This window comes from Brotaphodocola sp., assembly GCF_050873065.1.
Classification (GTDB): domain Bacteria; phylum Bacillota; class Clostridia; order Lachnospirales; family Lachnospiraceae; genus Brotaphodocola.
The window spans coordinates 95,867-108,400 of record NZ_JBNMIC010000005.1; the positions used below are offsets into that span (position 1 = coordinate 95,867).

Sequence of the window (12,534 nt, forward strand, 5' to 3'; positions counted from 1 at the left end):
GCTCTGCATGTCGAGGAAGCGCCAGTGACGCTTCCGCTGACCGAAATTCGGAGCGAGAGCGTGTTTGCAGGACTTTACTTGCTGGAGGAGCCGGAATAGAGAAGATAAAAAAAGAGCCTTGCGCGGAATCAATTTACGAAATGATTCCACACAAAGCTCTTTTTTTTTACTTATTCTCGTTCTTCTTGTTCTCAGCCATCATCATTGCACGAACCTTTAACGGCAGTCCGAACAGGGTGATGAAGCCGGATGCATCGTGGTGATCATAGAGATCGCCGGTGGTGAAGGATGCAAGAGACTCATTGTACAGGGAATACGGAGAAGTGGTGCCGGCCTTGGTGATGTTGCCCTTGTACAGTTTGAACTTAACTTCACCGGTTACATACTCCTGAGTTACATCCATGAATGCCTGGATTGCCTCACGCAGCGGGGTGAACCATTTTCCCTCGTATACGATCTGTGCGAAACGGTTGCCGAGATCTTTCTTCAGATCCATCGTAGCGCGGTCGAGAACGAGCTCCTCGAGCTGCTTGTGTGCTTCCATCAGGATCGTTCCGCCAGGAGTCTCATAGACACCGCGGGACTTCATACCTACAACACGGTTCTCTACAATATCAACGATACCGATTCCGTGCTTGCCACCCAGTTCATTGAGCTTGCGGATGATGTCGGAAACCTTCATCTTCTCGCCGTTTACGCTGGTCGGGATACCTTTCTCAAAAGTCATCGTCACATACTCGCCCTTGTCCGGTGCCTTCTCCGGGGTTACGCCAAGAACAAGCATATGCTCGAAGTTCGGCTCATTTGCCGGATCTTCCAGCTCAAGTCCCTCATGGCTGATGTGCCATAAGTTGCGGTCACGGCTGTAGCTGTGGCTGTGATCAAACGGAAGATCAATGCCATGCTGCTTGCAGTACTCGATCTCATCCTCACGGGACTGGAGAGTCCAGATGTCGGTCATTCTCCATGGAGCGATGATCTTTAAGTCCGGAGCCAGTGCCTTGATACTCAGCTCGAAACGGATCTGGTCATTTCCCTTACCGGTAGCGCCGTGGCAGATTGCAACAGCACCTTCCTTGCGGGCAATGTCAACCAGACGCTTTGCGATAGCCGGACGCGCCATGGAGGTGCCGAGGAGATATTTGTCCTCATAAACAGCGTCTGCTTTTACGCAGGGCATAATGTAATTGTCGCAGAAATCGTCGGTAACATCTTCAATATATAATTTGGAGGCGCCGGATAATTTTGCTCTCTCATCGAGACCATCCAGCTCGTTGCCCTGACCGCAGTCAACGCAGCAGCAGATAACATCATAGTCGAAATTCTCTTTCAGCCACGGAATGATGGTGGTGGTATCCAGACCGCCGGAATAAGCTAATACAACTTTCTCTTTCATAATCGAAAATCCTCCTCGGTATCGTTGGTTTCATTCGTTTAGACTTCATAAATATACAACACTTTTCGCGATAATGCAAGAGGGAAATTCATTTTATTCAAAAAATACTTGCATAATATGCAATACAGATGTATAATTATGAAACCGCACATCCGAAGAAAACAGGGGTGCGTCTCATACAGAAATCTTGTATGAAAAGAAAGAATTTGGAAAAGGGTCTTTCCTTATAAAGAAAAAATAACTATAATAAAACAGAAAAGAAAGTCAAAAAAAAGCGATAACGATTTTACGCAGCATGAAACCGTTACAGAAAATGCATGATTATGAGAGGATGAGGAAAATGATTAAAGTCGGAATTATCGGAGCAACCGGATATGCCGGAGCAGAGCTTGTCAGACTGCTTCTGCAGAGAGAAGACGTGGAGATTGTCTGGTATGGTTCCCGAAGCTATGTAGGACAGGATTTTGCCTCTGTTTATAGAAATGTGGTTCATCTGACCGATGAGCCGTGCAAAGATGACGATATGGCAGCACTTGCCGAGATTGCAGATGTGATCTTCACAGCAACTCCGCAGGGCTTCTGTGCATCTCAGGTAACGGAAGAGATTCTCTCCAAGACAAAGATCATCGATCTGAGTGCGGATTTCCGTATTAAAGATGTAAATGTCTATGAGAAATGGTATAAGATTTCTCATGCATCCCCGCAGTTCATTCCAGAGGCAGTGTATGGACTTCCGGAGATCAACCGAGAGAAGATCAAGAATGCGCGTCTGATCGCAAATCCGGGCTGCTATCCGACCTGCTCCTTCCTCTCGGTTTATCCGATGGTGAAGGAAGGTCTTGTGGATCCGAACACGTTGATCATCGATGCAAAATCCGGTACTTCCGGAGCAGGACGTTCCGCAAAGGTAGACAGCCTCTTCTGTGAGGTCAATGAGAGCATGAAACCGTATGGTGTGGCTACTCACCGTCACACCCCGGAAATTGAGGAGCAGCTCTCCTATGCGGCAGGAAAGCCGGTGACAATCAGCTTTACCCCGCATCTCGTTCCGATGAACAGAGGAATTCTGGCAACAGCGTATGCAACTCTGACAAAGCCGGTGACAACCGAGGAGATCAAGGCTGTATACGACAAGTATTACGGAAACGAGTACTTTGTGCGCGTGCTCAAACCGGGCGAGGTACTGCAGACGCGCTGGGTAGAGGGAAGCAACTTTGCCGATGTGGCATTCAAGATTGATGAGCGCACGAACCGAATCGTGATGATGGGTGCCATCGACAACATGGTGAAGGGTGCTGCCGGACAGGCAATGCAGAATATGAACCTGCTGTTCGGACTTCCGGAGAATACGGGACTTAAGCAGATCCCGGCATTTCCGTAAATTCACCGGCAAAAAAGAATGAATGGAATTGATTGAATTATTTAATTTATTTTATTTTAGAAAGAATTAGGAAGAATCAGGAAGAAATTCATGGCAGGAACGATGAGCATCCTCGTGCGGGAGATGACCCCGGAGGATTATGACAAGGTATATGAACTCTGGAACAGCATTCAGGGATTCGGAATCCGCTCGATCGATGACTCGAGAGAGGGCGTGGAACGTTTTCTGAAACGGAATCCGACGACGAGCGTTGTGGCAGTGCAGAATGGCAGGATAGTCGGAGCGATTCTGTGCGGTCACGATGGGCGCACCGGATTTTTCTATCACGTCTGTGTGGCAAGTGACTACCGGAACCGCGGAGTGGGTCACAGGATGGCACATTTTGCAATGCAGGCGCTGAGGGAGGAAGGCGTAAATAAAGTCAGTCTGGTTGCGTTCAAGAGCAATGCGCTGGGAAATGAATTCTGGCACAATGTGGGCTGGCAGCGCCGGGATGATATGAACTATTATGATTTTGTTCTGAATGAGGAGAATATCACGAATTTTATCCGTTAGGATCTGTCAGAGATATGAAAGATGCATTGTGAGGGATCTTACAAAAGATGTTGAGTTGAGATTAAGATACATCATCAGGGAGGAAACGACATGAAAATCACAGAAGGCGGAGTAACAGCGGCAAAGGGATTTGAGGCTGCATCCACAGAGGCAGGAATCAAGTATAAAAACAGAAAAGATATGGCGATGATTTACAGTCAGGTGCCGTGCCACGCAGCAGGAACTTTTACCACAAATATTGTAAAAGCCGCTCCGGTAAAGTGGGATCAGAAAATTGTGAGAGAGTCTGACTTTGCACAGGTGGTCGTAGTCAATGCAGGAATCGCAAATGCATGTACCGGCGCAGAGGGACTTGGATACTGTGAGAAGACGGCGCAGGCAGCCGGAGAGGTTCTGCACGTTCCAACCGATGCAGTTCTCGTCGCATCGACCGGTGTCATCGGCATGCAGCTCCCGATTGAAAAACTTGAAAGCGGAATCAAGGCGATGGCTCCGCAGCTTGACGGAAGCCTTGAGAGCGGTACCGAGGCGGCAAAGGCGATCATGACAACGGATACGAAGAAGAAGGAAGTTGCCGTTCAGATTGAGATTGGCGGAAAGACTGTAACCGTCGGCGGAATGTGCAAGGGATCCGGAATGATTCACCCGAATATGTGCACGATGCTTGCGTTTGTGACGACGGATATTGCAATCTCCAAAGAACTTCTCCAGGAGGCTTTGAGCGAGGACATCAAGGACACCTACAACATGATTTCGGTTGACGGTGATACCTCGACGAATGATACGGTGCTTCTGCTTGCAAACGGAATGGCAGGAAACCCGGAGATCACAGAGAAGAATGCAGATTACGAGGAGTTCTGCAAGGCACTCAACTACGTCAATGAGACGCTTGCCAAGAAGATGGCAGGCGACGGAGAGGGATGCACGGCTCTGTTTGAGGTCAAGATTGTCGGCGCTGAGACGAAGGCACAGGCAGTGACGCTTGCAAAATCCGTCATCACCTCAAGCCTGACGAAGGCAGCGATTTTCGGCCACGATGCAAACTGGGGAAGAATCCTGTGCGCAATGGGATATTCCGGTGCACAGTTTGATCCGGAGAAAGTTGACCTCTACTTTGAGAGTAAAGCCGGAAAGATGCAGATCATTAAGGACGGCGTGGCGCTCGATTACAGTGAGGAGGAGGCAACAAAGATCCTCTCCGAGCCGGAAGTCACTGCAACCGCAGATGTAAAAATGGGAGACGCAACCGCGACAGCGTGGGGATGCGATCTGACATTTGACTATGTAAAAATCAATGCCGATTACCGGTCCTGAAAGGAGCCACTTTATCATGAGTATGGAATTCAGTGAAATCAGTGAGATGCAGAAAGCGGAAGTTCTGATCGAGGCACTTCCGTATATTCAGAGATTTAACCGAAAGATTATCGTTGTAAAATACGGCGGAAGCGCGATGGTGGACGAGCACTTGAAACATCAGGTCATTCAGGATGTTGTTCTTCTGAAACTCGTAGGATTCAAGCCGATCATCGTCCATGGCGGCGGCAAGGAGATCAGCAAGTGGGTCGGCAAAGTCGGAATGGAACCGCACTTTGTAAACGGTCTGCGCGTGACCGATGAGCCGACGATGGAGATCGCGGAGATGGTGCTCAACAAGGTAAATAAGAGTCTCGTACAGCTCGTCAATGAGCTCGGCATCAAGGCAGTCGGCATCAGCGGCAAGGATGGCATGATGCTCAAGTGCAAGAAGAAATACTCCAAGGGAGAGGACATTGGATTTGTCGGAGATATCACAGAGGTTGACCCGCAGATCATCTACGATCTCCTCGAGAAGGATTTCCTGCCGATCATCTGTCCGATCGGATTTGATGATGATTTCCAGAGCTACAACATCAATGCGGACGATGCGGCCTGTGCGATTGCCCGTGCAGTCAAGGCAGAGAAACTCGCATTCCTGACGGATGTCGAGGGTGTTTACCGCGACTTTGAGGACAAGTCTTCCCTGATCTCCGAGATGACGGTCGATGAGGCGCAGGAGTTCGTATCCGGCGGTTCTCTTGGCGGAGGCATGCTCCCGAAACTTCAGAACTGCATCGATGCCATCAACAACGGCGTATCCCGGGTGCATATTCTCGATGGACGAATCGCACACTGTCTGCTTCTTGAGATCTTCACGAACCGAGGAATCGGTACTGCAATCCTGAAACACGGAGCAGAGCGCTACTCTCACGAGGAGACAGGTCTTCCGAAGACAGGATTTGACCGTAAATTGCAGGAGCAGGAGTGCCAGGGAGGAAAATAAGATGGATAAGAAACAGTATATTGATCGGGCAGAGCAGGTGCTCTACAAGACTTACAATCGTTTCCCGGTCGTGTTTGACCACGGCGAGGGCGTAAATTTATACGATACGGATGGACAGGAGTACCTTGACTTTGGTGCCGGCATCGCTGTTATGGGACTTGGATACAGCAACGAGGCATTCAAGGATGCTCTGAAGAATCAGATCGACAAGCTCTGTCACACCTCCAACCTGTTCTACAATGAGCCGGCAGTTGAGGCAGGAGAGAAGCTCTTAAAAGTATCCGGAATGGAGAAGGTATTCTTCACAAACAGTGGAACTGAGGCGATTGAGGGTGCACTCAAGATCGCAAAGAGATATGCCTACAACAAGGGAATGGCACCGGATTATGAGATCATTGCCATGCATCATTCGTTCCACGGACGCAGCCTCGGCGCCTTGTCCGTGACCGGAAATGACCACTATCAGGATCCGTTCAAGCCGCTGATCCCGAATATCAAGTTTGCGGACTTCAACGATCTTGAGAGCGTGAAGGCGCTGTTCAGCGATAAGACCTGTGCCGTTCTGATGGAGACGATTCAGGGCGAGGGCGGAATCTATCCGGCTTATCCGGAATTCATTGAGGGCGTTCGCAAGCTCTGTGATGAGCATGATGCCCTGCTGATGCTCGACGAGATCCAGTGTGGAATGGGCAGAAGCGGAGAGATGTTTGCATGGCAGGTATACGGGGTAAAACCGGATGTCATGACCGTTGCAAAGGCACTTGGAAATGGTGTCCCGATCGGCGCGTTTCTCGCATGCGGAAAGGCTGCAACCGCGATGGTTCCGGGCGATCACGGCACAACTTACGGCGGAAATCCGTTTGTCTGTGCAGCAGCTTCAAAAGTGCTTGATCTGTTTGAGGAGATGCAGATTCCGGAGCGGGTTCAGGCAACAGGGGCATATCTCTGGGAGAAACTTGAGCAGCTGAAAGAAAAGTATTCCTGCATCAAGGCACACCGTGGTCTCGGACTGATTCAGGGACTGGAATTTGACACGGCAGTTGGCCCGATCGTCTCGGATGCACTCTTAAATCAGCATCTTGTCCTGATCAGCGCAGGAGCAAACATTCTCCGCTTTGTTCCGCCGCTCGTGATTGAGAAGAAGGATGTGGATGAGATGGCAGTCCGTCTTGAGAGAGCAATCCAGGCGGTTGTGAAGGAAGACTGAGCCGAAAGACTTCAGAAGAGAGATTGTAAAGAACTAACAATTTTTTGCCTTGCAGTGTTTTGCGGAACAACAGAAACAGGAATCTGGGAGAGGTTTCATGGATCTTGTTGACAGGTAGTATGCAGAGCGAAAAAAGAAGGTGCTGTCGGAGATTTGACCGGAAATGACTTTGTCAGTCATTTCGGTTTCGCGACAGCACCTTTTTTACTGGAAATTTTTTGAACGGTAAGATTATTTTTCTTCTGCGAGCGCTTTTCGCATCTGTTCATTCAGCTCCTCGGAGAGAATGGAGGTGCAGTGCGGACAGCGGACAGCATCGAGATCGATCTTTGTCTTGCAGAACGGACAGGTCTTCTCATGCGGTTCCGGGGCCGGAGCCGGTTTGTGGAACTTGTTCAGCTGCTTGACAACGAGGAAAATCACGAATGCCATGATCAAAAAATTGATGACTTCCGTGATGAACAGACCGTAGCTGATCGTGGAAGTTACAGCCTTTGCCTCCTCGAGTGTGGCATAGTGCTGACCGTTCAGTGCAATGAATTTGTTGGTGAAATCGATTCGACCGGTCAAAAGGCTGAGTGCCGGCATGACGATGTTTTCAACAAGCGATTTGACGAGGCTGTTGAAGGCACCGCCGATGATTACGCCGACAGCGAGATCGATCATGTTGCCTTTTAAGGCGAAATCTTTGAATTCACTGAGTAATTTTTTCACAGTAACTCATCCCCCTATCGAAAGTATTGTATGGTTCATTAAGTACTAGTATAAAGAATTTTAACGGACAATGCAACCGAACTTTCTGGAGGAATCTTTAAAAATTCTGCCCGGTATGGTATACTGAGCGAAAAGTGATAAGCATCACTAAAGACCAATGAGTGATAACATCTTTTAGCTGGAGGATCATTATGATAGAAAAACAGGAAATGGGAATATGGATTCAGGCATTGGCATCAAAGGCACCGGTACCGGGCGGCGGCGGTGCATCTGCACTCGGCGGCGCGCTTGCAGCGGCACTTGGACAGATGGTTTCCAATTTGACAATCGGCAAGAAGCGTTATGCGGATGTGGAGAGAGAGGTCAAAGAGCTCTGTGAGCATCTCGAGAGACTTCAGAATGATCTTCTTGATCTGGCAGATCAGGACGCACAGGTATTTGCTCCGCTTGCGGCAGCTTATTCCATGCCGACCGAGACGGAAGAACAGCGCACAGCGAAAGACTGGGAGATGGAGAAGAACCTCCTTGCAGCGAGCCTTGTTCCGCTTCAGATGATGGGAAAGGCGATGGAGGTCTTAAAGGCACTCGATGTTCTCGAGGAGAAGGGAAGCCGGATGGCAGTCTCTGATATCGGTGTGGCGGCGCAGTTTGCACGTTCCGCTGTGACGGGTGCTGTGATGAACATTTACATCAACACCCGCTCAATGAAGGATCGCGATAAGGCGGAGGAACTGAACCGTGAGGCGGATGCACTTCTCCGTGATGGCATTTATCTGGCAGATCAGATTTACGGACGGGTTCAGGAGAAACTGAGATAGATAGCATAACGAAGAAAAGTTCAGATAAAAAGTTCATTTAAATAAGAAGTTCATTCAGATAAGAGGTTCAGGCAGATTCTGAGAATGAGAGAGGAGAGCGAGACGAGATGGTTACATTAAAGGGAGCAGAAGTTTCTGCAAAGATCAAAGAAGAGGTACAGGACATTCTGGGAACGCTTTCCGGCGAGGCGCCAAAGTTAGCGATCATCCGTGTCGGGGAGAGACCGGATGATATTTCTTATGAGAAGGGTGCTACAAAGAAGATGGGAAATTTCGGGCTGAGAGTGCAGTCCTACGTATTTCCGGCTGACATTGGCGATGCAGAGTTCAAGGCAGAGTTCAAGAAGATCAACGAGGATCCGGACGTGACGGGCATCCTGATGCTCCGCCCGCTGCCGAAGCAGATCTGCGAGAAAGACATCGAGAAGATGATTGATCCGGAGAAGGACCTTGACGGAATCTCACCGGTCAACATTGCGAAAGTCTTTGCGGGAGACCAGAGCGGTTTTGCACCGTGCACAGCGGAGGCTGTCATGGAAGTTCTGAAACAGAATCAGATCGAGATTTCCGGAAAACGTGCAGTTGTGGTCGGACGAAGCATGGTGGTCGGACGTCCGCTTGCAATGCTTCTTTTGAAGGAGAATGCGACGGTGACGATCTGCCATACCCGCACGAAAGATTTAAAGGAAACCTGCCGGAATGCCGAGATTCTCTGTGCAGCAGCCGGAAAGGCAAAAATGCTTGACGGGGAGTATGTCGGGGACGGTGCAGTTGTGATCGATGTCGGCATCAATGTGGATGAGAACGGAAAGCTCTGCGGCGATGTGGATTTTGAGTCTCTTGAGGGACATGCCTCGATGGCAACTCCGGTTCCGGGCGGTGTCGGTGCGGTGACGACAGCGGTTCTGGCGAAGCATCTGGTGCAGGCGTGGGCGAAGAAAAAATAGGAGTGTAATTCTTGTGATATGGATTATGTAGCTCCGACGGCGAGTAAAGTCATGCAAACTCGTTCTCACTCCGGGTTCGGCGTAGCGGTGCATAAGACTGCAAAATACGCAGTCTAAACACCGACGCCTCACACGGGTTTGCATGGACTTTCTCGCCTTACGTCGCATTGAGGAGCAGAATAAGAAATAGTTTTATGTAGAAATAGAATAATAGTTAAGGGTTTGTAGAAAGGGGTCGAATTTCACATGTCAAAAGTATTGTTGATTAACGGAAGCAGCAATGATTATGGATGTACTTACACGGCACTGAAAGAGGTTGCGGATGTGCTGGAGAAGGAGGGCGTTGAGACGGAGATCATTTCGCTCGGAAAGAATGCGATCCGCGACTGCATCGGCTGTGGAGCCTGCGGAAAACTCGGAAAGTGTGTGTTTGATGACGATATGGTAAATGAGGTCAGACAGAAGGCGAAGGAGGCAGATGGCTTCGTGTTCGGCACCCCGGTTTACTATGCACATCCGAGTGGACGCATCCAGGCATTTTTAGATCGTCTCTTTTACTCAGGCAGTGCGGATCTTGCATATAAGCCGGCATTTGCAGTGGCTTCTGCGAGACGTGCGGGAACAACGGCTTCTCTCGACGTGCTGAACAAGTATTTCACGATCAACCGGATGCCGGTTGTCTCCGGGCAGTACTGGAATATGGTTCACGGAAATACTCCGGAAGAGGTGCGTCAGGATCTGGAAGGCCTTCAGAATATGCGCGATCTGGCAAGAAATCTGGCATGGCTGATCCGCTGCATCAAGGCGGGAGAGGCGGCAGGATTCACTCATCCGCAGCCGGAAGAAGTTCGCCAGAGAACAAACTTTATCCGCTAAAAGCGGTAGAATTCTTCCCGCAAACGTGATATACTGATGGTACTTTCCCGAGATGGAGAGTGCTTCATACACGAGAGGAGGCCATGCAATTATGAGCAAAGTGATTACCATCAGCCGTGAGTTTGGAAGCGGCGGGCGCGAGATTGGATTCCGGCTTTCAGAAAAGCTGGGGATTCCGTTTTACGATAAAGAGATCATTTCTCTGGCTGCAGAGGACAGCAATATCGCAGAAAAAGTATTTCATGCGAATGACGAGGTGATTGGAAGAAAGGTGCGGGTCGATCAGGAGTACGTTTCGGTCAATCCATTTTCTCCCCTGTATGAGGTGCCGGTCTCGGATCAGATTTTTCTGGCGCAGTCCCAGATGATCCGCAAGTTAGAGCAGGAGGGTCCGTGTATCATCATCGGCCGCTGCTCAGACATCATCGTGGAGAACGGGTTCCATGTCTTCATCTGTGCGAGCATGAAGAAACGCTTGGAGCGCATGCAGGCGCTTGAGCCGGAAGAGTCGGCAAAGAAGCTGGAGAGCCGGATGCGTGCGATTGATCGCAAGCGTCGTGATTACTACCAGTATTACAGCGGAAATGAGTGGGGAAATCCGCGCAACTACCACCTGAGCCTGAACAGTGGCAAACTGGGTGTGGAGACCTGCGTGGAGATCATCGCAAATAGTGTAAAGCTGGAAAAGTGAGTCGCACCAAGTCGATGCTTGTGTCGACTTGAACAGAAAAACGCTTAAAAAAAGAAACAGAGAGGCAGCCGGGCAGAGTCGAAGTAAGACGTGTTCGGCTGTCTCTCTGTTGTTTGTGTCAAAGTTCGTTTGCTTATATTGCCAAGGAGAGAGATTTACAACAATTGCGCGAAAATCCCACTCCTTTAGCCGTTTAAGTGTCAGCGGTAATTTTCCCTGAGCAGACGAATCTCCTCGGCATATCCGTCGAGGGTCGCATTTGGGGTCTCGAGGTAGAAGGGCAGGGAACGCAGGGCGGGGTGATTGATGACGCGGATCAGGGCATCCTTTCCGATGTATCCCTCGCCGATGCGTGCATGGCGGTCCTTGTGGGCGCCGAGAGGATTCTGGCTGTCATTTAGATGGATTGCTTTTAAGCGGTCAAGACCGATGATGCGGTCAAATTCTGTCAGAACCTCATCGAGGTGATCTTTGATGTCATATCCTCCGTCCCAGACGTGACAGGTGTCGAGACAGACACCGAGGTGGTCGGAGAGCTCAGTGCGGTCAATGATTTCACGCAGCTCTTCAAAGGTCCGGCCGACTTCACTGCCTTTTCCGGACATTGTCTCAAGAAGAACCGTTGTGTGCTGATCGGGTTTGAGAATTTTGTTCAGCATTTCGCTGATATAGGCAATGCCGGTCTCTGTCCCTTGTTTGACGTGGGAACCCGGGTGAAAGTTGTAGCAGTTTCCCGGTGTGAATTCCATCCGCTCCATGTCGTCTGCCATTGTCCGGCAGGCGAAATCGCGCAGACCTTCATCGGCAGAACAGGCGTTGAGTGTGTACGGGGCGTGAGCGAGGATCTGGTGGATTCCGTTTCTCGCAGCAAAATCGAGAAAGGCTTTGACATCCTCGGGGTTTATGGCTTTTGCATTGCCGCCCCGGGGATTTCTCGTGAAAAACTGAAAGGTGTTTGCGCCGATTTTTACAGCATCTTTTCCCATCGCAAGGTAGCCCTTGGAGGAAGACAGGTGGCATCCGATTGTGAGCATAGTGAAAGTTCCTTTCTAAAAAATCAATGATATCATATTTATTATGAATTACCACGTCTGAAGTCTCCGTTTCCTACGCCATCAGGCGTGTTTTCTGAAAGACTACGATAAGTGGCTTATGGCTATTCACAAAGCCCTATCCCAATGGGATTACTTTTAAGCGACAGTTTGCCGAAAAGTATGTTCTTTTCGTCTTTGACGTTTTTGTTTTGATTTGCTGGGCAAATGGTTTGCCTGTAATTGTTTTTCACGGTTTCTTTTCTGATTTTCATAGTCAGGATGAAAAATGATAAAAACGTTCTCAAAACAAGGCAGACTTTCCCCGGTAAAGGCTTGCGGATATGCTTTTCTCAAAATATTCGCAGATCCATTTAAATCAGAGTTGATGATCATGCCATTTTTTGTTTGATAAAGACCGCGAAATCCATCTTTTTTATATATTCCTGCATAGCGAGTCGGTTTTCGCTTACCGGAAAACGTATATTTTGTGGAATCTTCTTTTTGGTATACCGGGATCGGATCATGATCAGGAAAACTTGCCTTTGAGGTATAGCTTTCTTCCTGTTCAATACAGCGAATCCCGTTCCATTCGCAAAGATACTGAATGATTTCGCGA

Annotated in this window: 12 protein-coding genes and 1 pseudogene; 9 read left to right on the top strand and 4 right to left on the bottom strand. The window is 49.3% G+C overall.

Going from position 1 to position 12,534, the window contains the following annotated elements; genetic code table 11:
• Window positions 1-166 precede the first annotated feature (166 nt).
• Window positions 167-1,396 (bottom strand): argininosuccinate synthase, encoded by a 1,230-nt coding sequence (locus tag ACR0QE_RS03020; RefSeq protein ID WP_432626885.1) that lies wholly within the window; start codon window positions 1,394-1,396, stop codon window positions 167-169.
• A 340-nt stretch (window positions 1,397-1,736) separates the two neighbouring features.
• Here ACR0QE_RS03020 and argC point away from each other — a divergent pair, with 340 nt between their 5' ends.
• The 5 genes and pseudogenes from argC to ACR0QE_RS03045 all read left to right on the top strand — a co-directional run bounded on the left by argC (window position 1,737) and on the right by ACR0QE_RS03045 (window position 6,838).
• Window positions 1,737-2,777, top strand: a complete 1,041-nt coding sequence (gene argC / locus ACR0QE_RS03025) for an N-acetyl-gamma-glutamyl-phosphate reductase (RefSeq protein WP_432626886.1) — start codon at window positions 1,737-1,739, stop codon at window positions 2,775-2,777.
• Between the two features lie 90 nt (window positions 2,778-2,867).
• Window positions 2,868-3,332: a GNAT family N-acetyltransferase gene (locus ACR0QE_RS03030; RefSeq protein ID WP_432626887.1), complete on the top strand. Its 465-nt coding sequence runs from the start codon at window positions 2,868-2,870 to the stop codon at window positions 3,330-3,332.
• Between the two features lie 90 nt (window positions 3,333-3,422).
• Window positions 3,423-4,646 carry a bifunctional glutamate N-acetyltransferase/amino-acid acetyltransferase ArgJ gene (gene argJ / locus ACR0QE_RS03035; RefSeq protein ID WP_432626888.1) on the top strand — a complete coding sequence of 408 codons (1,224 nt, stop codon included), beginning with the start codon at window positions 3,423-3,425 and terminating at the stop codon, window positions 4,644-4,646.
• A 22-nt stretch (window positions 4,647-4,668) separates the two neighbouring features.
• Window positions 4,669-5,559 (top strand): annotated as a pseudogene (gene argB / locus ACR0QE_RS03040) (acetylglutamate kinase); the annotation flags it as partial.
• Between the two features lie 73 nt (window positions 5,560-5,632).
• Window positions 5,633-6,838 (top strand): aspartate aminotransferase family protein, encoded by a 1,206-nt coding sequence (locus tag ACR0QE_RS03045; RefSeq protein ID WP_432626889.1) that lies wholly within the window; start codon window positions 5,633-5,635, stop codon window positions 6,836-6,838.
• 231 nt (window positions 6,839-7,069) lie between these two features.
• On the opposite strand, the gene mscL is transcribed toward ACR0QE_RS03045, so the two are convergent.
• Window positions 7,070-7,552 (bottom strand): large conductance mechanosensitive channel protein MscL, encoded by a 483-nt coding sequence (mscL, locus tag ACR0QE_RS03050; protein WP_432626890.1) that lies wholly within the window; start codon window positions 7,550-7,552, stop codon window positions 7,070-7,072.
• 191 nt (window positions 7,553-7,743) lie between these two features.
• Between mscL and ACR0QE_RS03055 the strand changes: the two genes are divergently transcribed.
• From ACR0QE_RS03055 to ACR0QE_RS03070, 4 genes are all read left to right on the top strand, one after another.
• The gene (locus ACR0QE_RS03055; RefSeq protein ID WP_432626891.1) at window positions 7,744-8,370 is read left to right on the top strand and encodes a cyclodeaminase/cyclohydrolase family protein; all 627 of its coding nucleotides are present in this window, start codon (window positions 7,744-7,746) and stop codon (window positions 8,368-8,370) included.
• 107 nt (window positions 8,371-8,477) lie between these two features.
• Entirely contained in the window at window positions 8,478-9,317 is an 840-nt protein-coding gene (locus ACR0QE_RS03060; RefSeq protein WP_432626892.1) for a bifunctional 5,10-methylenetetrahydrofolate dehydrogenase/5,10-methenyltetrahydrofolate cyclohydrolase, read from the top strand.
• Window positions 9,318-9,563: 246 nt separating this feature from the next.
• On the top strand, window positions 9,564-10,193 hold the full coding sequence (locus tag ACR0QE_RS03065; RefSeq protein WP_432626893.1) for a flavodoxin family protein: 630 nt from the start codon (window positions 9,564-9,566) through the stop codon (window positions 10,191-10,193).
• Between the two features lie 91 nt (window positions 10,194-10,284).
• A complete protein-coding gene (locus tag ACR0QE_RS03070; RefSeq protein ID WP_432626894.1) occupies window positions 10,285-10,884 on the top strand; it encodes an AAA family ATPase in 600 nt (199 codons plus the stop codon).
• A gap of 200 nt (window positions 10,885-11,084) precedes the next feature.
• On the opposite strand, the gene ACR0QE_RS03075 is transcribed toward ACR0QE_RS03070, so the two are convergent.
• Together ACR0QE_RS03075 and ACR0QE_RS03080 are read right to left on the bottom strand one after the other, a co-directional pair.
• Window positions 11,085-11,918, bottom strand: a complete 834-nt coding sequence (locus ACR0QE_RS03075; RefSeq protein ID WP_432626895.1) for a deoxyribonuclease IV — start codon at window positions 11,916-11,918, stop codon at window positions 11,085-11,087.
• A gap of 156 nt (window positions 11,919-12,074) precedes the next feature.
• The coding region (locus tag ACR0QE_RS03080; RefSeq protein ID WP_432626896.1) for a zinc ribbon domain-containing protein at window positions 12,075-12,534 on the bottom strand (460 nt) is incomplete at its 5' end.